Origin of the sequence: Paenibacillus swuensis (genome assembly GCF_001644605.1) — a bacterium.
In the GTDB taxonomy this organism is placed as follows: Bacteria; Bacillota; Bacilli; order Paenibacillales; family DY6; genus Paenibacillus_N; species Paenibacillus_N swuensis.
Map to the genome: position 1 here is coordinate 4,527,067 of NZ_CP011388.1, position 23,415 is coordinate 4,550,481.

General features: G+C 49.6%; 23 protein-coding genes and 1 tRNA gene. 9 read left to right on the top strand and 15 right to left on the bottom strand.

Going from position 1 to position 23,415, the window contains the following annotated elements:
• Positions 1–191: 191 nt before the first annotated feature.
• From SY83_RS20355 to SY83_RS20365, 3 genes are all read left to right on the top strand, one after another.
• Entirely contained in the window at positions 192–1,982 is a 1,791-nt protein-coding gene (locus SY83_RS20355; protein WP_068609890.1) for a DEAD/DEAH box helicase, read from the top strand.
• Positions 1,979–2,968: a YqhG family protein gene (locus SY83_RS20360; RefSeq protein WP_068609893.1), complete on the top strand. Its 990-nt coding sequence runs from the start codon at positions 1,979–1,981 to the stop codon at positions 2,966–2,968. The genes SY83_RS20355 and SY83_RS20360 overlap by 4 nt, the downstream gene beginning before the upstream one ends.
• 136 nt (positions 2,969–3,104) lie before the next feature.
• The gene (locus SY83_RS20365; protein ID WP_068609895.1) at positions 3,105–4,055 is read left to right on the top strand and encodes a hypothetical protein; all 951 of its coding nucleotides are present in this window, start codon (positions 3,105–3,107) and stop codon (positions 4,053–4,055) included.
• A gap of 56 nt (positions 4,056–4,111) precedes the next feature.
• Here the strand turns inward: SY83_RS20365 and SY83_RS20370 are convergent, their stop codons facing one another.
• A complete protein-coding gene (locus SY83_RS20370; RefSeq protein ID WP_068609897.1) occupies positions 4,112–4,291 on the bottom strand; it encodes a YqzE family protein in 180 nt (59 codons plus the stop codon).
• A 131-nt stretch (positions 4,292–4,422) separates the two neighbouring features.
• Here SY83_RS20370 and SY83_RS20375 point away from each other — a divergent pair, with 131 nt between their 5' ends.
• Complete coding sequence (locus SY83_RS20375) at positions 4,423–5,187, top strand: N-acetylmuramoyl-L-alanine amidase family protein (protein WP_068609899.1); 765 nt, start codon at positions 4,423–4,425, stop codon at positions 5,185–5,187.
• A gap of 18 nt (positions 5,188–5,205) precedes the next feature.
• Here SY83_RS20375 and SY83_RS20380 read toward each other — a convergent pair.
• Positions 5,206–5,293: transfer RNA gene (locus SY83_RS20380), tRNA-Leu, on the bottom strand.
• Positions 5,294–5,442: 149 nt separating this feature from the next.
• Here SY83_RS20380 and SY83_RS20385 point away from each other — a divergent pair.
• Together SY83_RS20385 and SY83_RS20390 are read left to right on the top strand one after the other, a co-directional pair.
• Complete coding sequence (locus SY83_RS20385; protein ID WP_068609901.1) at positions 5,443–5,760, top strand: hypothetical protein; 318 nt, start codon at positions 5,443–5,445, stop codon at positions 5,758–5,760.
• 57 nt (positions 5,761–5,817) lie between these two features.
• Positions 5,818–6,240, top strand: a complete 423-nt coding sequence (locus tag SY83_RS20390) for a hypothetical protein (RefSeq protein WP_068609903.1) — start codon at positions 5,818–5,820, stop codon at positions 6,238–6,240.
• Between the two features lie 71 nt (positions 6,241–6,311).
• Here SY83_RS20390 and SY83_RS20395 read toward each other — a convergent pair whose 3' ends face one another.
• The 4 genes from SY83_RS20395 to SY83_RS20410 all read right to left on the bottom strand — a co-directional run bounded on the left by SY83_RS20395 (position 6,312) and on the right by SY83_RS20410 (position 7,999).
• Complete coding sequence (locus SY83_RS20395) at positions 6,312–6,656, bottom strand: carboxymuconolactone decarboxylase family protein (protein WP_068609905.1); 345 nt, start codon at positions 6,654–6,656, stop codon at positions 6,312–6,314.
• A gap of 54 nt (positions 6,657–6,710) precedes the next feature.
• Positions 6,711–6,917 (bottom strand): hypothetical protein, encoded by a 207-nt coding sequence (locus SY83_RS20400; RefSeq protein ID WP_068609907.1) that lies wholly within the window; start codon positions 6,915–6,917, stop codon positions 6,711–6,713.
• A 99-nt stretch (positions 6,918–7,016) separates the two neighbouring features.
• Complete coding sequence (locus SY83_RS20405) at positions 7,017–7,340, bottom strand: hypothetical protein (protein ID WP_068609909.1); 324 nt, start codon at positions 7,338–7,340, stop codon at positions 7,017–7,019.
• Positions 7,341–7,426: 86 nt separating this feature from the next.
• Positions 7,427–7,999, bottom strand: coding sequence for a xanthine phosphoribosyltransferase (locus SY83_RS20410; RefSeq protein WP_068609911.1), 573 nt, complete (start codon positions 7,997–7,999; stop codon positions 7,427–7,429).
• Positions 8,000–8,165: 166 nt separating this feature from the next.
• Between SY83_RS20410 and SY83_RS20415 the strand changes: the two genes are divergently transcribed.
• Positions 8,166–9,215 carry a YkvI family membrane protein gene (locus SY83_RS20415; protein WP_068609913.1) on the top strand — a complete coding sequence of 350 codons (1,050 nt, stop codon included), beginning with the start codon at positions 8,166–8,168 and terminating at the stop codon, positions 9,213–9,215.
• Positions 9,216–9,274: 59 nt separating this feature from the next.
• Here SY83_RS20415 and SY83_RS20420 read toward each other — a convergent pair whose 3' ends face one another.
• From SY83_RS20420 to SY83_RS20430, 3 genes are read right to left on the bottom strand one after another with little or no spacing between them, the layout of a single operon-like run.
• The gene (locus SY83_RS20420) at positions 9,275–12,514 is read right to left on the bottom strand and encodes an AAA family ATPase (protein ID WP_068609915.1); all 3,240 of its coding nucleotides are present in this window, start codon (positions 12,512–12,514) and stop codon (positions 9,275–9,277) included.
• Entirely contained in the window at positions 12,514–13,791 is a 1,278-nt protein-coding gene (locus SY83_RS20425) for a metallophosphoesterase family protein (RefSeq protein WP_068609917.1), read from the bottom strand. The genes SY83_RS20420 and SY83_RS20425 overlap by 1 nt, the downstream gene beginning before the upstream one ends.
• Before the next feature lie 20 nt (positions 13,792–13,811).
• Entirely contained in the window at positions 13,812–15,023 is a 1,212-nt protein-coding gene (locus tag SY83_RS20430) for a glycosyltransferase family 4 protein (protein ID WP_082882659.1), read from the bottom strand.
• Positions 15,024–15,121: 98 nt separating this feature from the next.
• On the opposite strand from SY83_RS20430, the gene SY83_RS20435 reads away from it, so the two are divergent.
• Positions 15,122–16,276 (top strand): GGDEF domain-containing protein, encoded by a 1,155-nt coding sequence (locus SY83_RS20435; protein WP_068609919.1) that lies wholly within the window; start codon positions 15,122–15,124, stop codon positions 16,274–16,276.
• Positions 16,277–16,379: 103 nt separating this feature from the next.
• Here the strand turns inward: SY83_RS20435 and queC are convergent, their stop codons facing one another.
• The 4 genes from queC to pdxR form a co-directional block, all read right to left on the bottom strand.
• The gene (gene queC / locus SY83_RS20440; protein ID WP_068611242.1) at positions 16,380–17,057 is read right to left on the bottom strand and encodes a 7-cyano-7-deazaguanine synthase QueC; all 678 of its coding nucleotides are present in this window, start codon (positions 17,055–17,057) and stop codon (positions 16,380–16,382) included.
• Between the two features lie 61 nt (positions 17,058–17,118).
• Positions 17,119–17,862, bottom strand: a complete 744-nt coding sequence (locus SY83_RS20445) for a 7-carboxy-7-deazaguanine synthase QueE (protein ID WP_068609920.1) — start codon at positions 17,860–17,862, stop codon at positions 17,119–17,121.
• Positions 17,863–17,924: 62 nt separating this feature from the next.
• Complete coding sequence (locus SY83_RS20450) at positions 17,925–18,194, bottom strand: hypothetical protein (protein WP_068609921.1); 270 nt, start codon at positions 18,192–18,194, stop codon at positions 17,925–17,927.
• A gap of 76 nt (positions 18,195–18,270) precedes the next feature.
• Positions 18,271–19,761, bottom strand: coding sequence for a MocR-like pyridoxine biosynthesis transcription factor PdxR (gene pdxR, locus SY83_RS20455; protein WP_068609922.1), 1,491 nt, complete (start codon positions 19,759–19,761; stop codon positions 18,271–18,273).
• Between the two features lie 110 nt (positions 19,762–19,871).
• Between pdxR and SY83_RS20460 the strand changes: the two genes are divergently transcribed.
• Complete coding sequence (locus SY83_RS20460; protein WP_068609923.1) at positions 19,872–20,786, top strand: DMT family transporter; 915 nt, start codon at positions 19,872–19,874, stop codon at positions 20,784–20,786.
• A gap of 38 nt (positions 20,787–20,824) precedes the next feature.
• On the opposite strand, the gene SY83_RS20465 is transcribed toward SY83_RS20460, so the two are convergent.
• Positions 20,825–22,156 carry a hypothetical protein gene (locus SY83_RS20465; RefSeq protein ID WP_197479910.1) on the bottom strand — a complete coding sequence of 444 codons (1,332 nt, stop codon included), beginning with the start codon at positions 22,154–22,156 and terminating at the stop codon, positions 20,825–20,827.
• 427 nt (positions 22,157–22,583) lie between these two features.
• Entirely contained in the window at positions 22,584–23,393 is an 810-nt protein-coding gene (locus SY83_RS20470; protein ID WP_068611243.1) for a Cof-type HAD-IIB family hydrolase, read from the bottom strand.
• Positions 23,394–23,415 lie beyond the last annotated feature (22 nt).

Here is a 23,415-nt window from a genome sequence, read left to right on the forward strand (position 1 = left end):
CTCTTTTTTGACTTTACCATCACTCCGCACCGCTGTGCGATTCTTCTATAAACCGAGCCGGCTCCGACCTGCCGAACCTTCATTTTAACACGAACCGGTTTGTGTTTGATTCGCCAATTTTTGGACCATACTAAGAGATGCACTTTAAGTACGTCACGGTACCACCCAGGAATCCGAAGGAGGCTTAATCTATGCGCAACGAGAACCCGGAACTCCATATCAGGAACTTGAACGAACATTTAGAGCTTCAATTCAACCGGGATTGGGTCGGGGAACTGGAAGCCAAGATGGATAAGAACGGTCCTTGGGACGATTGGACGATGTTCCAGCTGGGCATGGAAGCGGAGCAAGCGGAGCTTGTCACCGGATTTGACGATCTGATGTGTCTTCGGCACATTCCGCAGCTGAAACCCCTCCCCCACCAGATCGACACCGCCAAAAAAGTACTGAATGAAATGCGCGGGCGCGCAATTCTTGCGGATGAAGTAGGTTTAGGCAAAACGATAGAAGCCGGTCTGATTCTCAAAGAATATATCGTACGCGGTTTGGTCAGCAAGATCCTTATCCTTGTCCCTGCCTCCCTCGTGCTTCAATGGGTGCGGGAGCTTAACCAGAAATTCGGCATCTCCGCCGTGGCCCAGAAGAAAGAATATATGTGGAAGCAGCATGACGTCGTTGTGGCTTCTATGGATACCGCCAAACGAGATCCCCACCGCGACATTGTCCTGAGCCAGGAATACGACATGCTTGTCGTAGACGAAGCCCACAAACTCAAAAACAAGAAAACGACAAACTATCAATTCGTGACCCATATCCAAAAAAAATACTGCCTCTTACTCACCGCTACCCCTGTGCAAAATGATCTTGGCGAGCTTTATAATCTGATTACTTTGCTGAAACCGGGTCAATTGGGCGGGCAAGGCAGCTTCTCGGCTAACTTTGTCGTTGACAAACGCATTGCCAAGAACGAAACGCTGCTGCAAGAAGAGCTTTCCAAGGTGATGATCCGCAACCGTCGCGGAGACGGATTGGGATTTACGAAGCGTCATGTGAAGAACGTTCCGTTAACCTTATCCGATGAGGAACAATCATTGTACGACGGCGTTACCTCCTTTGTCAAAACCCGTTACGAGGAATCCGGAGGAGACGTTTCCAGCGCGCTTTCACTCGTTACTTTACAACGCGAGGTATGCTCCAGCCGAGATGCGGTGTTCCTGACATTAGTGAATATGTTCAAAAAAACAGCCGAAGATTCTCCGGTGCGACCGAAAATTTGGGAGCTGGTAGACAAAATCAAGCAAATCCAAGCCAACACGAAAGCCGAGAAAGCCATGGAGCTGATCGAAGGCATGGACTCCAAGGTTATTGTGTTTACAGAATACCGCGCCACGCAGGAATATTTGATGAAATTTTTTAAAGATCACAAGCTCATCGCCGTACCTTACCGGGGAGGCATGAACCGCGGCAAGAAAGACTGGATGATGGACCTGTTCCGCAACCGCGCGCAAGTCATGGTCGCCACGGAAGCCGGCGGGGAGGGTATCAACCTCCAATTTTGCCATAATATCATCAACTTTGACCTGCCCTGGAACCCGATGCGCGTAGAACAGAGGATTGGCCGCATCCATCGCCTAGGCCAGAAGAATGACGTGAATATCTATAACCTGTCCACGCACGGCACGATTGAGGAACATATTATCCATCTGTTGCACGAAAAAATAAACATGTTCGAATCCGTCATCGGTCAACTGGATATGATACTGGAGCGCTTTGAGAAAAAGTCGAGTTCACTGGAAAACTCGCTGTACAAAATCATCCTCGAAGCCAAAACCGATGAGGAAATTCGTCAAAGTATCGGGTCCCTCGGAGAATCCATCAGCGGCGTCAAGAAGGAACTGGAATCGCAGGAAAGCGCAGCGCCTCGGGCTGGCGCCATTCTGGACAGCGGCACATACGGACGTACGGTGGAGGGAAGATCATGAATCCGAAGCAAGTACAGAAATACGTGATGCGTTACCTGGACACGACCGAATGCCAAGTGCTGGAGAAACATCCGGCGTATGTGACCGCCAAGCTGTCCCCGGACGCCGATAGGGATCTGACCGGCCGATCCTACTATTGGAGCTTCGTTGAGCGTACCGGGGCTCCGCCGCAAACGATGACCTACACCTTCGTGTTTGATCCCGAGAAACACGAAGAACTGAAGGCGGCGAAAGCCGTGCCGCCTCAGGGGCAGCCTGCGCCGGGCGGTGCGCAGGTATCGCCCGGCGCAGCAGGCCCGCAGCAGCCCGCGAGCGACTCCATCCTCGGACGTTACTTCGGTTTTGTGCCCACCGCGCCGGTGGCGCGGGTGCCCCAAGACCACGTCACGTTCGGGAGCAAGCGGCTGCAGCAGATCTTTAACGTCGCGCGCGCCAAAGGCCGCTGCGTCTGTCTGTTCGAGGAGCCTGCCCGGGAGCAGAGCCGGGCAGGCTCCTCTATGCAGTACAGCACGTGGCTGTGCGTGAACTTCAAGGCGCAATTTATTTGCGACATGAAGCGCGACGAGCTCCACTCGCTGGCCATGAACCTCTCAACGGGCGAGATCGTGGAGAATTTCTACCCGGGTCTGCTTGAACGCAAGCTGACCCCGAAGCTCCCCGCCCAGGCGCATACGCCCAAGCGCACGGTCACGCTGGCCAAGGCGGTAACGCAGCTGGAGCAGCTGCTGGAGCGCAAGATCAAGCGTTACGATCACGCTTGGGCCAATGAAGCACAGGAACGGCTGCAAGAGGAGCTTGCGCGTATACAGGCTTACTATGAAGACCTGTTAAAGGCGGCGGAAGAAGAGGAAAAGAAGGCGGAGATTCAGACTCAGTTTGATAACCGCGCCAAAGAAATCAGGTGGCAATATAAACCGAGGGTTGAAATAAATGCAGTCTCTTCCGGAATCTTTCACCTCGATCCGATGAATGCCGCCGGAAACTGACGATTATCGCTAACAGGCGGCAAAAAAACTGCTATCCTCGCAGCAAACGTCTGACAGGTTCTAACACGTTTCTCGCGGCATATCTTTTATGATAGAAACATAGAATCGGGGACACCCGGGAAAACGGCGGTGGACGATGCGCAAATGGTTTATAACGCTCGGCGGAGCATTAATCGCCTGGGGTTTATTCTGGCCGACGGGAACGCAGGCACTTAAGGCTAAACCGTCATTACCTGCTCCAAAATCCATACATATAGCCAGCGGTATCCTTCAGCCCGCCGCGTTTCAGGACAAGCTTCAGCAATATATCGGTGACAAGCTTCACACCCTGTCTAGCCAAAAAGGTTTTGAGAATTGGAACAATGCCGAAATTCACATAACCACACTGGGTCCGGGCACCCATGGCTGGCTTGTTCTTCTAACCCAGCGGGGAATTGACGTAGGTTATCTTGTCATCACGGCCGACGACAGCGGCATGCTGAAGTTAGCCGAATACGGTCGGGGCGGCACCTCCCTCTTCTCACCCGTCAAGCTGTACGCATCCATGCTGCAGCAGGAACTTATTCCATCCAATATGAGCTACACAGACTTTAGATCCAGTCCTACCTACCAATCCGAACGGTATTACTTCTCGGCGCTCCAATCTCTTTGGAAAGTTACTGTATCCGGCGCAGGAGGTGAACCCTGGTTTCTGGACGGCAAAACAGGGGAGATCCTTCCTCTGACAATGAAGGATTTGAAGGCGGTCATTCCTGCCAAAGAAAACCCTTCCAAGGCAAATGTCAAGTTGTCACAGCCTTCCTCTTTACTTCTGCCGACCTTCGACCCGTATGCGCGTTTACCTTGGGTTAAGAAGCCCGCCTTAACTTATGAAAACTTCGAGGATGTGCAGAAACGCCTGAATCAACGTGACAAAATCATGTATACCGCTGAATATTGGGACAGAAGCATTCGTTATGTCTTTCCTGTAACGGGGTATGAATCCCGTCCGGATGAAACTCCATACCTTATCGTTGAACAGGATGGTTTAAGATATTTGCCGTTTCACAGCGTGTCTGAACAAGGCAAATTTTATAAATCCTCCTAATCATGATAAAAGGCACTTGTCTCCGCTTAAGACAGCGGAATCAAGTGCCTTTATTTTTATTTTCTCCATTTGGTAAACCATAGCTTCAATGATATAGGAATCATCCCGAACCACTTGGATTCCCAAGGTTCTTTCCTTGCCGTGTTGCGGGCTTGATGTCGAATTTCTTTAGGTGTATCGATATAGGTCACGACTTGTTGCGTAATATATTTAATTAGATCTTCCCCTTTAGCCATACAGCATCCCCTCCTCGCTAACATCCTGCCCTGATTGTCCCCCTTTTATCCCTTTGTATGAAATCCGACAGACTGCGCAAGCTTACAAACATTGAGCTGTGTAAATTTTGAAGGAAGGGGAAGAACCATTCATGACGAAGACATCACATCCTAAGGCTGTGTTCAAAAAGGTACTGCAAGCTTTAACCTTGTGGATCACCCTCACGGCAGTTACTGCCATCTGGATAAACAAGGAGTCTTCTGCGCAAGCGGCCCCCCCTCATGTTGTTACAACGGAGGTCATCATTGATGCGGGCCACGGGGGTGTTGATGGGGGAACCAGCTACGGGAACTTGCTCGAGAAGGATATCAATCTTCAATTGGCGCAGAAGCTTTATGAGCAGTTGCATAAGCGACGGCTGCCCGCGGTTCTGAACCGGACAGGCGACTATGCGTTAAGCGATCACAACCAGTGGCTTCGAACCCGGTCCCGTCACCGAAAAGATTTGGCGCAACGTAAAGAGCTGAGTCATGTGATATCCAGCCGCATCCTTGTGTCGCTGCATGTCAATTGGGGCGGCCGCGGCGCGACGGGTCCCATTGTCCTGTATCAGCGGAATATGGAAAGCTTCTTGTTAGCCCAGCAGCTTCAAACCAAGTTAAATCGCGTCTATGGTACCCTTTACAGGCCCAAAGCGGCCAGACAATATTATCTGCTTAACCAAAGCGCGGTTCCCGCTGTCATTGTGGAGACCGGATTTATGAGTCATCCGCGGGACCGTGAACTTCTGACAAGCCGCAAAGGTCAGTCCCGGATTGTGAAAGCGTTAGAAAACGGAGTTCTTTCCTATTTGTATTTGCACGGAAACGGGGAAGTGAACCACGGAGAAAAACATAAAAACCCTCTACCAAAGTAGAGGGAGGAAGGTTATGTATGGTGCGGTCGAGAGGACTCGAACCTCCACGGGGGGTTAGCCCACACGGACCTGAACCGTGCGCGTCTGCCAATTCCGCCACGACCGCATTTAGCTACGACTGAAAGTGTTACCCGCTGTCGTCGTAATTAAGATAATATCACGCACAAAAATCGAAGTCAAGCATTTTTTCATTTCGCATAATCGTGGTTAAAAAAGAACATTCTAGCACTAATGAAACTCGAGGAGCTGCCCTAAATGGAAAGAGAATGTATCGTGCATTTTGAAGTAAAGCATCAGGAGCCGCAAGAAGTCAAACATCTTCACGGTCTCCTCTACGTTGACGGAAAACGTGAACCGACGGTGGACGAACTCACCGGCTGTCTGCAAGCGTGCGGCTTTGATGTACGCCCGGACAGGCCGGAGAAATTAACGTTCAAGCCTACTCTTCCGGGAGAAGATGATTACCGCATACGGATTACCAACCTCGATTTTGGCGATCAGGAGGAAGAACAGAATAACGAAGTATTACGTCAATTGGCCAAAAATTTCGTGCGTCGGGAACCCGAACTGTAATCTTTTGAACAAGCTCCGTATATGAATAGTGTAAATGCGCTGTTGGGAGTTGGGACAATGGATGACATGTTCGGGCAGTTCGAATGGATTTACCGATATGCTGAAGTAAACAAAGTACAGTTGACACTCCTTCTATTAAACGCTGCGGGGTTGTTCACGTTGTGGTACACCTACTGGAAAACACGCTTCATCCGATTGATGAGAACTACATTTGAGCGCTCGAATCTGTACGTGACTGTAACCAAGCCCAACAAGAAAGTACGTAAGCTCTATCCCCGGCTCACCAAGCTAAGCGATCAGGACGATCCCGAATACTTCGTATTTGAATATGCCATGCCCATCGGCATGACCGTGAAATCCTTCGAGGAGAAGAAAAAACATTTTGAAACCGCGTTTGACGCCAAAGCGCTGGTAAGCGGCGAAGGTCTTATGTTAAGCATCAAAATAAAGAAGGAAAAGCTTATTCATTCCGCCGCCTAAACGCATGACAACCTCAAAAACACCTTTTCCCCATCAGCGGAAAAGGTGTTTTTTGAGCAGGCAGGAGTTAATTAATGTACGATGCCTTCCAACGCTTTCTGCACACGGGTAACCCCTTGCGAAATAGCGTGTCCGCCCCCGACCGCGCCGGCGACGGCTACGGTCTCCATGACTTCTTCCGGGGTTGCGCCTTTCTGCAGAGCTTCCCGTACATGATAGAAGGTGCATACCTCGTTGTTTGCGAACAGCCCCATGCCGAGTGCGATCAACTGCTTCGTCTTCGCGTCCAGGGCTCCCTCCTGAAAACATTCACCGGTAAATTGATGATAAGTTTCCACTACCTGCGGCATCTGGGCCGACATATGGGTCAGCTCATCCTTGTATGCGCGCACTTTCGATTCCATCTGATCGGACATTGGAACGCCTCCTATATACAATATCTGTCATAGAATGCCCCGCTGCTTCTCAAATTATAAGCGACGTTCTTCATCCGCCTTCTGATAAATGTAACTGCGGTCCAGCTTCACGATCTTCCGGTTCTGTTTGCGCAGCATGACACTGTCATCATCCCACGCGACAACAATCCCTTTCACATCATTCTCTTCCAACGCGTCACGAATGACACGCAGCTTGGTACCTTCAACCCGGTAATGGTCTAATTGCTCCTCTGTAATCACAGCTTGTCCCTTCCTTCCGTTACGAAAAAACAGAGCCTAAACGCTTTCACATTTAGGCTCTTGCTTCTATATGCTTACCCGCTTTCCGCGGAACCATAATTAACCGATCGTTTCCTTGGATTCATTCGTCTCATACCAGCAATCCAATACCGTGCTGGACATGACCCGCTTGCGGATATATTCCGCTTGGGCTTCTGTGAACTGGCCGTCCCAGGACATTTGTAATTCTTCGCTTAACTTGACCACCGTCAACAATTCGGACCAGGCAACATAGCGTTTATACCAGAAAAATTGAGGATGCTCGATCATATAGGGATATAGATCGTCAAACTCGGTGTGCTTACAATCTAATGCGCGTTCAAAATGTACCTTAGCGTCAGACACTTTCTTGCCTAAAAATTCAGCCATTTGTTCGTTCCCCATAGCTTCTGCCTCCTCTACCGTCAACTTACTGTTTATTATAAAATAAAACGTTCTAAGATGGAAGGCTGAGCGGCACGAATTCGCGCCTAATCTTCAAACCGGATGGTTTGGTCGGATAATGAAGAAATTTTCACCAGGGTTTCCAGACGAATGCCCTGTTCCCTGATGGCTGCCCCGCCGGCCTGGAACGTCTTCTCCAGAACCACGCCCATGCCTGCAAGGTGAGCGCCTGCCGTACGAATGATGCGGACAAGACCTTGAGCGGCGTCTCCGTTGGCAATAATATCATCTACAAACAATACCCGATCATCCGCGTTTAGAAACTTCTTGGAAACCATAATGTCGGTTACAATTCCTTTCGTAAAGGAAGGAACCCGTTCGCAGTAGGCATCGCTGTCGGTGGTGACGGACTTTTTCCGCCGCGCGAATACCATGGGAACACCCAGCTCCAGCGCGGTGGCAAAAGCAACGGAGATGCCAGAAGATTCTACCGTGATAACTCTTGTAATTCTCTCTTCCCGGAATCTTCGGGCAAACTCCCTGCCCATTTCCATAATCAGCTCCGGATCGACTTGATGGTTTAACAGCGCGTCTACCTTCAGAACCTGATCATTTACAACACTGCCCTCGGACAGAATTCTTTGCTTCAACAATTCCATAGTGTACACGCTCCCCGTATTATTATTTGTTAAAATAACACAGATGATGAAACAGGCGCAACCTTTTGCCATGAAAAGAGGTGTATTGCATGGGTTAAACCCGGGTGGCATGCCCGTCCCGTTCATAACATAGGCTGTTAAGAGAGGATTGCGAAGGGATGAGGCTATGGTAAAAGGAATCGGCAGAACGTTGCAAATCGCCTTTACTTACATCGGCACGGTTGTTGGCGCGGGATTTGCCACAGGCCGGGAAATACTGCAGTTCTTCACGCAATATGGCGGTTGGGCAGTGGCTGCGATCGGCTTGGCGGCATTGCTGTTCATCTGGCTGGGCACCAAAATGCTGCTGATGGCGCAGGCTATTCGCGCAACATCCTATGAGGACTTCAATAAACACCTGTTCGGGGATCGAATCGGGCGTTGGATCAGCACCGTATCCCTTCTTTTATTGTTTGGCGTATCCTCCGTCATGCTGGCAGGCGCGGGATCGGTGTTTCGTGAACACCTCGGGCTTCATTATCAAATCGGACTTGCCGTAACCTTGGTGCTGGCATACTTCGTGTTATCCAACGGCATGCGGGGTATTCTTGCCGTGAACTCCATCGTTGTGCCGGTCATGCTGGTGTTCACTTGTATTGTCGTCGTGCACACATGGCATTCCCCTACACAAGGCAATTGGCTTCACCTGGCGGGGGACGCGGCGCCTTGGCGGGCAGGCTTATCTCCGCTGCTGTACGCGGCTTTTAATCTGTCCATGGCTCAAGCCGTGCTTGTTCCCGTCGGAGCTTCTGTAGATGGCCGTAAACCCCTGATCTGGGGAGGCATTCTTGGCGGAATCGGCATCGGCCTTATGCTGCTTGCCGGCCATTACGCCCTCTCCGCGCAGATGCCCGGCATTACACAGTATGATATTCCGATGGGGCATCTCATTGCGGGACTGGGCGTTACGGTTCAACTGATTTACATTATTATGATTTATGCCGAAATCTTCACGACCTTCCTTGCCGATGTCTATGGACTGATGCTGCAGATCACCCAACGCTCCGGCTTACCTTCCCGCTGGGTGCTGCTCTGTTTATTGTCGTTGTGCTATCTGGTCAGTCAGGCGGGCTTCAGTCACTTAGTCGACACGCTGTATCCGTTGTTCGGCGTGATTTCGCTGGCTTGGTTTTCCGCCATGGTTTGGCGAAAGAGCGCCGGCGGAAAGCTGGTTTGAAGAACATGATAAAAACAGGCACCAGCGGATTTCAATCCGCTGGTGCCTGTTTTTTTGTTTCAAATCGTTAGCCGCAGATCCGTTTCTTGCCTTCGCAGTTCCGAAATTGAACTTTTAGATAAGGAGTTCACGACTGCATCCCGAACATGCGTGTGGCAGGTCATCATAATTATTTGTCGATGGCTTTGGAGACGTTTCAACGCGTCCAGTGTATGCAGTAATCGTTCATCGTCGAAATTAACGAAAATATCATCCAGAATGAACGGCATATGGAAGGAATCTTTCATATGCTCCGCCATGGCGAACCGCATCGCCAGATAAACCTGCTCCGCTGTACCCCGGCTGAGACGGGAGCTTTCCAGCGGCTCTCCGTTCGCCCGCTCCACCACAATGAGGCGCTCACCGATCGGCGCCATCATTCGTACATACCTGCCTCCGGTAATGATGCTCAAATACTCCGAAGCGAGACGCAGCACCTGAGGTTGACGCTCCCGCTCAAAGACGCGCTTCGTCTGCGACATCAGCTGCGCGGCATAGGCGAGAACCGCGTAGCGCTCTGCCAGCGTATCCAGCTGCGCCGTCAGCTCCTGAACCCTCTGCAGCCGCTCCGCATGCGCTTCCTCGTTGCGCAGCCGCGCAAGCTCGCCGCGCACCGCGCCGCGCTCATCCACGCGCGCCCGAAGCTCGCGTTGCAAACGGCTGAGCTCCGCGGCTGACTGCTCCCTCGCGTTCTGCAACGCGAGCAGATCGTGCGAGCCCAGGTAAGCCAGCAGCTTCGCCTGCTGCTCCCGGGGCACCCAGGTGGACAACAGCATGTCCACCTGGCGCAGCTCCGCCTGCAGTTCAGCGCGGCGCTCGAACTGCCTCACGCGCAAGCGGAACGGCTCCTCGCCGTCCGCCCCCGCCTCGCTCCACAGCGAGGCGATCTGCGACCGCGTCCGTTCCGCTTGCGCGTGCAGCGCCTCCCGCGCGTCGCGAAGCTCCGCCAGCTGCGCTTCGCGCATCCGCCGCTCCTCTGCGAGGGAGCGGTGTTCGCGCAGCTTGCCGTGCAGGAGCTTCAGCGCGGCGAGCGGTTCGGCGCTGGGTGCGCCGAGCAGCGGCGCGGCGGCATCCGCGAAAGCGGCGCGCACGGCGGCCGCTTTCGCGAGCTGCGCGGCAAGCTTGTCGCGCGTCGCGAGCTTCGCCTTCGCGGCTTCCGCGAGCCCGAACAGCTCGCGGACCGCCGCCGGCGACAGCTCGGGCGCCACGCTCAGCGCGCGCAGGTGCGCGGCCCACGCTTCGCGGGCTGCGGCATCGCTCGCCGCCGCGTGGGCGAGCTCGCCTTGCAGCGCCTCGCGCCGCTTGCGCAAAGCGACGCGCTCCGCGCTTAGCTCGCGGACGCTGTCTTCAAGCTGCAGCTGTTCTTGCTCCAGCTGCCGCACGCGCTCCAGCGACATCACGATGTCCGCGATCTGTTCGTCGGTGTACGTTGTTACTGCGGCCTGCAACATCGGATCCGCAAACAACTGATTATCCCTTAGCTTCAGGTCTTGAAGTAAGTCTGATTGGGTTTGCTGTAATTCCATCCACTCCGGATGCGGCTCAGCTCCGCGAACACGTCTTGGGTTGCTGGCGTTTGACCGAACCGCGTCTCCTCTCCGGTTTCCGGAAACAGATTTTAGTTGTACTTTGCCGCGGAACCAATACCCCAAGATGATTAGGACTAAGCCTATAACTGCAAAGACGGACCCTTGCTGCCATCTCTCATAAATATAAGAATATACCGCCAACGCCAGCACAACCCAAGCTCCGGTGAACAACCACGCCGGACTCCGAACATGCACGCCGTCGGCATGACCGTCCTTTACTGCTTCATTTCTTATCAACTCAACCTGAATTTTGTCCTGAACATGTTTCATTTCAAGCGCTAACATCTTCAACTGATCCATATGGTTTCGAATTTGACTCCATAAAGCGGCGCCCTCGGCATAAGTTTCGGTTCTGAACTTCATGGGTAACGCATCCGCAACGGCGGTTAACGTGAATCTTCTGCGAGAAATCGTTGCCAGCTGTTCCTCCAGTTTAATTTCCTCATCCTGCAGCCGTTCCTCTTCCGAGATGTGACGCTGTTGTAAACGCCTGAATGCTTCCCAACGCTCTTCTTCCCCTTGAATGAATTCTTTATGTGAGATCGTTAACGGAAAAGATTCGAGGTGCTCCTCGGTCCAGTTCTGATCCATCCTGCCCAGAAGCAATGAAATCCCGGCCCCGGCTTCCTCCAACTCTCCTTGAAGTCTGATCGCGCTTACAGCCGCTTCCTGTTCTGCTCCGGCACCTTCAAGCAATCGTTCCAGCTGATCTCCGCGTGATAACAGCTCCGGATCCGGTCTCAGTTCATGCAATGCTTTCTCGGCATGAGCCATCTTCAGGCGAATCTCTTCCAGGTCTTCTGATTGTCTTTCGAACCGGGCAGCCCATCCTTCATAGCGCTGCAGAGCCTGCGCCGGAAAAACCTCGTCCTTCGGTAAATGCCGTAATTCTTCTTCCGCGGCCAATTTACGAATCCAATGCTCACGCACCTTTAGGCTGGTATCCACCCAAGCTGATTCCAGGGAAATTTCCTTTAGTAGAGCTTCGTTATCTTCAATGGCATCATCCAGCACATTTAATTGTTCTTGTAATTCGTTAAATTTGTGAACGTCTTCCTTCGTTTGTCTTAGTTCCAATTCAGCAGATTCAAGTTGTTTCATAACTTGATTCATTTCCTGATTCTTACCTCTGGGTTTAAAAAGAAGCTCTTGTTCCTGTTGAATTCTCCGTTCTGCGGAACGCACGGCGCTGCTCGACATCCCCATCCCGGCGGTGTACAAAAAGCCGTTCATCTCTTCGGAATGAAGGGTGCGAACTTCCTGCAGCTCGGTCAGACTGATCGCGAAGAGGTCACGAAATAAACTTGGCGTCACAGTTCCCAATAGATCAGTCAGTTGTTCCTTTCCTCCGGTTGTGCCGTCTGGAAGCAACACGGTTACCGACTCGCTTGGCGCCTTTCCCGCACCGTAGCGTACCTGCCTTTCTATGATGTAACGTCCGTGGTCAACGGACCGCAGAATAACCTTCCCGCCTGCGGTTCCGCTTCCCCCGGATGGCATTCCCTCAAAGGCTCTGTTTGTAAATCCGAACAGCATCATTCTGATAAATTGCAGAAGCGTGCTTTTTCCCGCCTCGTTATGTCCGTAAACCACATGAACTTCAGCGGTAAAGTCATTGGACACTTCTTTAAGCTCGCCGAATTCTTGGATTCGGATGCCTTCAATCCTCACTAAGCGTCCACCTCCATCCAATCCAGAACAAGTTCACGGGCCTGCGACAATCTCTCCTTGATGCGATCCGGATCTTTCAGGGAAGACAATGAAGAAAACTTGGCATGATGCAGTAAGAGAGATAATGCTTCTTCGTGAAATGTCTCTAATTCAGGCAGGTCATTCTCCAACTGACCCTGCTGCCGTACAAGCTCTCCCGGAAAGCTTTCCTGCGTGAGCAGCTTATCGAGATCCATCTTGTTTCCCGTCTGTTGCTTCACAGATTCAATCCAGACAAACGGATACTCCTTCTGCTGAGCGGCTTCCCCTTCCACCTCCCGAAATCTTTCTGCCAATTCCGAAATCACACTGGTTTGGGACAATTCCCGATGTAAAGCTCCTCTGCCTGTCAAAATAAACCGAACCACAGAAGCCCTGCCATCCTGACCGTCGCGCAGCTGTTCCATCGCTTCTTCCATGGCTTGTTTCAAGGCTTGAATACTGTCTATATTCTCGATCCCGATCGGTATATGCTGCCAAACGACATGATCGAGCCTGTGAAACACAGGCTCGGTTCCCCGTTCATCCACGGTTACAATCATGCAGCCTTTCGGTCCCGTCTCCTTAACACTTCGTCCTTGCGGATTTCCGGGATAGATGATCCAGGGTTTCATATGTAATACTTGCCTGATATGGATATGTCCGAGCGCCCAGTAATCCAGACCGGCGTTAAGTAACTCCGCTTTGGAGCAAGGAGCGTAGTTATCATGAGAGGCATCGCCGTCCACATTGGTATGAAGCAATCCGATTTTATACAGCCCGGAAGGTTCAACATTGAAACGCGTTACCAAGTTCTCCTTGACCGCCGCCGCAGCGTAGGATATTCCGTACACCTCAGCCAGCGGAGTGCCGTCAGAGGAGTGAGCCGTCTTCCTTTCCACCCCGCTTGAACCAAAAAAATGAACGAGATCCGGCCATTTCAGCGCGGCTCTGCGTCCATTCTCCGGATCATGATTGCCATGAATGATATAGGAAGGAATTCCGGCTTCAGCCAGCTTCTCCATCCCTTTCTGGAATCTCAGCTGAGCCCTCAAGGAACGGTCAGCCAAGTCGTAAATATCTCCGCTGATCACAACGAAATCAACCTGTTCCCTGAGCGCGAGCTCGATCATAGACTGAAAGGCGCGATACGTTGATTCCCGGATCGCTGCCGCGATCATCGCAGGGGGAGCGGTCATCCCCCGAAACGGACTATCCAAGTGCAAATCGGCCGCATGCAGAAACTTAAACGCTCTCATTCGTTGGGGCACCTCCGTACCTATTCATCAGGTTCCAGTTCCATTGTCAACTCAACGGAAGCCGCTGTTTCCGAGTTGGCGGACTCCGGATCGGGCACGTAGACCGAAGTTGCGGCATAGCTGCGATAAATATCCTTTAACTCCAGGATTACGCGGTTTAAAGAGTAGGATCGTTTAGCTTTGTCCGAGGCCGCGCGAGCCAATTCATATCGATAGCTTGGATCAATGATAAGCTTCTCTAAAGCGTCTGCCAGAGCTTGGGGATCTTCAGAAGGAACCAACAAACCGTTCTGTCCGTCTTGGATCTGCTCGGATATTCCTCCTACGTCGGTTCCTACCAATGCAAGCCAGCACAAGGCGGCTTCCGCAAATACAGAACCGAAGGCCTCGGCGCGCGACGGCAAAACAAAGATGTCAAAGAACGGCATAAATTCTTCGGGATGCAGCGTATATCCGTAAAATATGGTTTCTTCATAAACATCAAGCTGAACAGCCAATGCTTCCAGCTCTTCCCGGATGGGTCCGTCTCCGATCATGTGAAGAACATAATTATGCCCTCTCTTCTTCAAGACCGAACAAGCTCTTAAGAGAATATCCAGTCCCTTAGCCGGGACAAGCCTGCATACCGTAATCAGTTGAGCTGTTTCATTCTCATGCGGAACAGGACGGAATCGCTTCTCGTCGAACCCGTTGGGAATAACAACCATTCGTTCGGGCGACTGCGTATATGCTGACAAATAGGTTTTGAAAGATTCCGAAGCCGTTACAATTTGATCAGCCTTATATTCAATTTCCCTGTATAATGATGTCAGGAAAGCTTGTTCCGGCCCGTTCTCTTGGATTTTACCGTTCAGCAGCAATTCCCTCTCATAGCTGGAATGAATGGTTACAACCAACGGTGTTCCGGGGAACCGTTTCTTCATGGCCAGCGCGGCGATCGGATGATGAGCATGGATGACATCATAAGGCTTCTTCAGTCTGAGCTCCGTCCACCATAAGTAATCCCTGTAAGTTTGAATATATTTATCCACAATCGGATTCCCTGCATATTTCTCCCAATCAAATGTATCAAATACCACATCTTCCATACCTTTGTTGCGTATGCGTCTGGGTAAAGAAAATAACTCCATTTCCCAACCCATCTTGAGAAATCTCTCTTGAATATAGGGCACCATGGAGGAAACGCCGCCCGGTTGTTCCGGCGGAAAAAATAAAGCTTGTAAAATATTCATATCCGTCTTCTCCTCCCCAGGAATTATGATATAATAGAACGTATGTTTCTGTAAAGTTGTTAGTTAAACCACACATATCCCAGTAACGGAGCCACTTCATGACACCTATCGATTATATTACCGGGCCGATCGGCCTCATGTTTTCGAATTCCTGTATTTTAATTATTGTTCTATTAATTTTCATCATGTCTTTACGGTTGTTTCTTGACCGCCGGAAGAAAGCTTACTTCACTCTGACTCTTTCTTTATTAATTGTATTAATTTATCATGGTTTGAACCTCTTTACATCTCTGCAATCCGTACCTATGATTGGAACGGCGTATACGGGTCATTTGTTGCAAGTCATCGCCTTTATTGTCATGAATGCGGCTATCTTTCAATTATACAACAAAACCGGCAACAGAGAGTTTGTCCTCGTAATGTTTTTCATCGGGTCGGCCATTGCTCTTTCTTTTGCCCATTTCCACTGGAATCCTTCCTTATTCGCTTTGAACAGTCCCGCTTACTCCCCTTTGTACGCCATACATAATATTTGGTTGGAACTTTATTTGTTTATGTTGATTTTCGTATGCTTCTACCTTATTTCCCCTTATATCGGACAGAACGGAAAGTATCAATTCAGCCTTACCGTGTATTTTGTCCTGCAGACGGCTCATATGTCCAATGTCTATTTATTCGATCATCACCAGCTCGGTTTGACCGTTGTGGAGAATTTTATGCCTATTCTTTATTACGCTATAATGTTCTTTATGCTGTTTGACCGGGTCGTTGAGCTCCTTCAAGCCGTTTATCGGTCTTCCATTACCGACGGACTTACTGGGTTGTACAACCGTAAATTTTTCTTTGGCCGCGTCAGTCAATATGTGAACGGAGATTATAAGGTTTCCGTTATTTTCGGCGATATCGATAACTTCAAGAAGCTTAATGACACCCAAGGACATCATAGGGCTGACGGTGTGTTGAAGCAGGTGGCGGAGATTATGACGGAGGAAACCCAAGGCATCGGTTTGGTGGGACGATATGGCGGAGAAGAGCTTGTAGCCCTCATTACCCAACCGGGTTTCAAGGCGGAGCATATCGCGGAAGCCATACGCAGCCGGGTGGAAGCGGAATCGATCGTAACCATCAGTATGGGATGCAGCAAGTACAAGAAGGGGCTTACGGCCGAGGAACTGGTCAAGCAAGCAGATCAAGCGATGTATATATCCAAAACAACGGGGAAGAACAAAGTTTCCGTGCATAACGGGCGTTAACCATTATGAACCCATTTCGAACAGAAAAGAACGCTTCACAGCGTTCTTTAGGTAGTTCAGTTTTTTCTGTTGGTACACTACATTACATCTTACTCTTCACATCTTACTCTTCGTATGCAATCGGATCCTGAAGTCCCGCTTCCGCGAAACCTTTCAATCTTAATCTGCAACTGTCACAAGTCCGGCAAGCCTCTGCCTTACCGTTGTAACAAGAAGTCGTCAATTCATAAGGCACTTCCATACGCGTTCCCTCGCGGATAATATCCGCTTTGGTAAGTAGCAGCAGCGGCGTTTCAATCGACATGGATTTGCCTTCAACCCCCGCTTTCGTGCCTAACGCAATCACTTCTTCAACCTTGGAGATAAATTCTGGACGACAATCCGGATATCCGCTGTAATCCATGGCGTTTACGCCAATGTACAGCGCTTCCGCACCATTCACTTCCGCATATGAGGCTGCAATCGACAAGAAGAGCAAATTTCTGGCAGGCACGTAGGTTACGGGAATTTCATCCTCTGCCTCGGCTCCTTCAGGAACCGCTATACTTTCATCCGTCAAAGCACTTCCGCCGAACTCTTTCAAGAATCCTAACTGAACGACTTTGTGCCGTCCTTCCGCCCCATAGAATGCCGCCACCTTTCGCGCATTCTCCAATTCAATACGATGGCGTTGTCCGTAATCGAACGTAATCGGGTACAATTCATAGCCTTGCTCTTTGGCATAGCCCATACATGTTGTACTGTCCAGTCCGCCACTGAGAATAATAACCGCTTTTTTCATACTCATTCCTGATCCCTGCCTGTCTATCATCCTATTTAGTAACTCCTTACGTGTTAATGCATTACACTCCGCGCATGGCCGGATCCCATATAATTTTGTGCATCTGCATATTCAGCTTTACTTGGGACAATCCATGCTCCAACATCAATTCCACCAGCCTTCGCGGAGGCATCGTTTCCCATACGGGCGAGAATAACGGAAGTGCTTCTGTTGGATTCTCCTTCAGGATTCGTAAAGCTGCCTGAAAGTCTCGCTCGCTGCCAATCACAAATTTCAATTCATCTTGTTTGCGCAGTAAAGCAAGATTCCCCGTATTCATCTTACCGCCTTCCCCTGAATCCGGGAGCTTGTAGTCCATCACATATCTTACTTTGGATGATTGTACACCTTCCATGAACGGCTTCAAATCAATGGCACCGTTCGTTTCAATATGAAGATCAACCAGATGCGGCAATTCCGCCAAGTTTCTGATGAGGGCCATGGAACGACCTCCGTACAAAAGAGGCTCTCCCCCGGTCAGGCATAGATGCGTGGATCGGTAAGTCATAACCTGTTGGGTAATTTCGCGAATCGTCATAAAATTATCGGCTTCCGCAGGAGGATAACTGTAAGTAGTATCACACCAAGTACACCTTAGATTACAACCGAAGAGACGCACAAAAACGGTAGGGAATCCGGCCCTTGTGCCTTCGCCTTCTACCGTTTCGAATATTTCTACCATAGGCAGCCTGAGTTCTCCTGCATCAGCCGGATTTACTTCTGCCCTCAGTTCTCGTTCCATTTCACGTTCTTGCTCTTGGTCCATAACAACACACCTCATATATAAATGCAGTACATCAGATTATAACATGGATATGAACATCGGGGCTATACCATGGGTTTTCGCCGGTTGGGCATGGCCAAATTAATCTGAATTTCCTGCAATCGACCATTCTCTTCTCTAAGCCGCTCCTCCACCTGTTCAATTAACCTGGCGATTTCCTCGCTGACATCTTCAGAAAACTCGGCTTCCTTTAACGATTTAACTATGTATAACAGCATCAACAGCGTCTCTTCCATCATCCCCCGTTTATTGCCCTGCAGGACAACTTCCGATAAGAATACGACATGCCTTAACTGCTCCTCGGTATACTTCACGGCAATCCCCTCTTTCCTACTTTCATTATCGGAGATATTGTCGAATATGGGTAGTGCTGATTTGTTTCACTTCCCTTCAGATCACCGGAACATACGTTTGATCAACTTGCCGATCCAGATGCCGATCCATCAGCTTGCATAACTGAATAATTCCCATTTGCAGCTCTGCCGGAGGTAAATAGGAATAACATAACCGCAGATGATGATACTCGGGTTCACCCGGATAGAAAGCCGAGCTTGGCAGAAAGCTGATGCGTTCTCTTTGCGCTTCATGAAGCAAACGGTCCGTATCCGTCTGCGGCGGCAATGTGAGCCATAAATTCAGTCCTCCCATCGGCTCGGTCCATGTCACCCCGGCAGGCGCATGCTCGCGCAGGAGACGAATGGCTAGATCCCTTCGTTTCAGGAGCTCTCGGTTTAACTTTTCCATATGTTTATAAATCCGGTTCCCTTTAAAAAATGGAAGAATGACCTGCTGTGTCAACAGCGGACTGCCAAGGTCAGCTATCGCCTTGGAAGAAATTAAGCGACTCAGTACGGTGCCTACAGCGGCCAAGACCGCGATTCGGCAGCCCGGCGACAATATTTTACTAAAGCTCGTCATATAAATGACGTGTCCGTCGGTATCCATACTCTTGATCGGCGCCGGCGGGGGACTGCCGAATTGAATGCCGCTCCAGGCCTCATCCTCTACAATCAGCGCATTAAAGCTTTGTGCCAGTTGAAGGAGCTGGGCTCTTCGCGGTGCGCTCATAACGGACCCCGTAGGATTTTGATAAGTAGGATTAACATAAATGAGCTTAGGCGTATAAGAGTCGCATAACCGGGTCAGCACATCCATCCGCATGCCCTCGCCGTCTACCGGAACAGGTACCACTAGGGCGCCTCTCGCCCGGAACACGTCAATGGCCGCCATATACGTTGGAGACTCCATCATAACAACATCGCCGGGTCCGAGAAACGTCCTCGCTACCAGATCAATGCCTTGCTGACAACCGTTCGTAATCAGAAGCTGCTCCTTGGAAACGGACACCAAGCGTGATTTCAGGTAATCAGCCATGTGACCCCTTAGTTGCTTATCCCCTTGGATCGGTCCGTAGTCAGAGATTAGGGCAGGGTCAGATTTGGTTATGCGGTAAATTTCCTCCGACACTTCTTCAAGAGGGTATAATTCCCGGTCAATCGAGGCCATAGACAATTTCAACTCCCCCTCCTTGGGGTCAAAATTGTGAGAATGTCTCCAAATCTGAGCTCTGGGCAAATAATCCTGAAGCACCAGTTGCCAATCTTCCTTCGAGGAGGGCGTAGCTCGGACCTCTTGGCTGTACTGTTCCGTACTTACATAAGTACCTTTTCCATGGACACGTCGAATATATCCGTTCTCTTCCAATTGATTATAGGCTTGAACGACAGTCATTACACTAACGCCCGAAGTCTTGGCCAAAGCTCTTACGGAAGGCAACGCCGCGCCATGAGTAAGCAAACCGGATCGGATTCGATCCGCTATGGAGTGCCTGATTTGCTCCACTACAGCAGTACCGGACCCTCTCTGTATAGGAATATGCATGAACGGTGGCCACCTCACTGTTATAAACATCTGTTTACTGTACTATAACTCATCATAGTATATTGGCGATACTTGGTAAACAGAATTCTGACGGATAAGGGGCGAAACCAATGATTTGGAGATATTTATTGATGTGTCTCATTTATGGAACAACTTTTCTTGGAATAAAGACGGGATTAAACGGAGGGTTCGAGCCGTTCTTCTATGCAGGATTGCGCTTCGGCACTGCGGGTATATTGGTTCTTGCCTTCTTGGCCGTCAAGAATAAATCCTTTCCCGCGGAACGACGCGACTACGTGGATATGGCGATGATCGGGATCGGAATGACCGGTATAGAATTTGCCGGCTTTTATTGGGCGGAACAGTATGTAACCTCCGGATACGCCGCACTGCTTGCTGCGGCTACCCCTTTACTCGTAACGCTGATGAATTACTGGATCAACGGGCAGAGCATTACACAGATTCAAAAGGCCGGGCTGGCTTTGGGATTTCTGGGTGTCTTCCTAATTATTTTCCCCCAAATTTTAGAAGGCGGGCTGGCAGAGTCGAATTGGTTCATCTCTTCAGCTGTTATATTGGTCGCTGAAGTGTTTTATGCTTTTGGTGCTGTACATTCGCGCAAAGTATTGGCCAGAGGAAATAACCCGTTTGTGGTAAACGGGTTTCAAATGTTCTTTGGCAGCCTGTTTCTGTTCATTCTAGCTATACTATTCGAGCCTGTAACCTTGAACATCTCAAATCCGATGCTCGGTTATTCATCCCTGCTTTATTTAATTGTGTTTGGCTCTATCATAGCTTCAGGTATATTCTATTGGCTGGTCCAACGGACCAATCCTTTGTTTCCGTCAACCTGGACATATGTTTCACCCGTAATTGCCATCATTGTAGGGTATATTTTGCTAAATGAAACTCTTCATGCCGTATCCGTTATTGGAGCGATTGTAGTACTGCTTGGCGTATTATTAACCAATGCGCCTTCCTTCCGCGCAGCTTCCGGAAGTGTTGAAAGAGACCCCGCTGCATGATGGAAGCGGCCCTCTCCTATCGGAGAAGGCCGCAGTAATTAATGATATTGATCCAATTCGAACATGACTTCATCGATTGTCTCATTGTTATACATCATCGTAAAGTTTACAGAATCGTAATCACGCTCTTTATCCAACTCCTGCATGAGCATGGTAGCGATAAATTCGCGATCGCTGCCGTTTCCCGGCTCCCGGAAATCAATAAATCCCGTAATCTGATGCGTGCTGATGTCTACGGTTGCCGTTCCGATCGGAAGGCCCCCATAGCTCTGCTGATAAATTTCATAGGTCAACACATCTTGATCATCTCTGGCAAGTACGACCGTGTAATCTTCCTCAGCCAGTTCATCGTCATCATCATCCGCATACATAGTCAACTCATCGTCAATTTCTTCAGACGTGTAATCGTCGTCCTCGTCATCAAGCGAATAAATTTCTACAACTTCAAGATCCTCGTCGTCATCGTCGTCGTCCGCGTAGTATGCGTAATCATCATCATCATCATCATCCGTATAATAAATCAATTCATCATCGTCTTCATCTTCATCATCCGCGTAATAGGCTGTTTCGTCCTCTTCGTCATCGTTCGCTGCAAGATCATACAACGTATCCTGGGCATCCAATAAATCGCGGTGAGTTAATTCGATGGTATCGAAAATTTCACCCTCATACTCCATATCAATCAGGAACGTATCAATTTCATTATCGTCAAAATCAGACACGATAAGATCGGCTACCGCATCGGACTCTTGTTCTTCGGGCGGATACATCCAGTTCACTTCTCCGATTACATCACTTCCGGAGATCGTCATCAGGGCTTCGGCCACCAGCACTTCTGTATCGGAATATACATGATATTCCACTTTATTGCGTGATTCTCCTACGATGACAAGTTCGAAGTAAACCGCCTCATCCTCATCGCCATCCAGATCCAGGAGCATTTCGCCCTCGTCATCCATACTGGTGTAATATCCATAGTCATCTTCTTCATCTTCATATTCAAAAGCGTCTTCCACCATCTCGGTCACTTCACCGATGTTATGGTCCGTGGCGATGACGTGATCATACTTGCTGTAAGTAACGAGTACATCGCAATCTTCTACATTTAGAGCGTCGATCAAGGACTGCACATAATGCTGTGTAAATTCAATTACCGCCTCTTTATCCGATGGCGACATGGATTCCTTGTCCAGCTGAATCGAACCTGAAATTCGATCCCCTTCACGGTATACCAATGTCAACGTTCCCGCATACTTACCATTCAGTACGACATCGTTTACTTCTCCGCCTGATGTTCTTAAGTCTGGCCTTAGCGATATATTGGGCATAAATGCGCCTCCCGTCACCAATGTAATGTGCTTCTGCATCATTAGATTGTGTTATTCCGGCATGATTTATCCATTGTATAAGCCTAATCTTTGGGACACTGGTCAAGAGTCCATTCCATATTTACCCTATTGCATATGATAAACCATACCGAATTCCATAATGGCATAACCGGAGGGCCCCCGGATCTTGCGCAGGAATGTCGGAATTCTCTTCAGGGGAGGAATTGGAATGACAGCAGTCGGCGGAGGTTACTCTTCTACAGGTGCAATTTTGGTACTGTTCATTTTATTAGTAATCATTTCCCGTACATTCCTTTACTAAGATCTCTCACCTATAAGGATATGACAATAAAATAACCTCTATCGTGGCCTCTCATAATGGGCGGCCGCGTATAAAGGTAGGTTAATGTGGCACCGAAAACGCCGGTTCCCTCGGGAATCGGCGTTTTCTTCTTCATTTATAATTCAGTCATAAATTCTGTTTCTGATCTGTTGATACATAACGTTCGATTGCCTGATGGACCCCGTCTTCGTTGTTGGATGCCGTTACCGCATCAGCTGCAAGTTTTACCGCTTCAGGTGAATTTTCCATGGCTATGCCCAGACCTGCGAAGGTCAACATCTCAATGTCATTATAATAGTTACCCATTGCGACAACCTCTTCTTGCCTGACGCCAAGAACCTCGGTCAGGGCTTTAAGCGCGCTTCCCTTATGGGCTTGAGCGTGCATCACATCAATAAAGATGTCGCCGCTGCGAATAATGCGCAATTCCGTTGAGAGCAACGCCCATTCCTTTTCAATCCGATCCATTTCTTCTTTGGGTGCGGCACAAGTGAATTTCACAATAGGGAAATCCAAATCAAGAACATTGTCCACGACTTTGGGTTGAATATAAAATTGTTCGTACATGCTATTAGCTTCAGGCGTTAAATTCTCCACATACATTTCAAAAGAGGTATTTACATCAAAGTGTATACCGTGTTCACGGCAATATGAAATAAGAGGCTCGATCTTTTTCACATCATATGCAAACTCATGCAACACACTGCGATCTGCCGAAGCAATCGTCGCCGCGCCGTTATGACAAATCAAGGTGCCGCTGAGACCCAGCTTCTCCATGACAGGCAATGTGCTGACAGGGCTGCGCCCCGTGCAAAGCACAACACCGCATCCTTGTTCATATACACGGCGTATTGTCCCCTTCGTGAGCTCTGTTAATTGGTGATCATCCGTTAATAATGTTCCGTCAACATCCAATGCAATTAATCTGTAGGTCATCTTCATCCCACTCCAGTCTCCA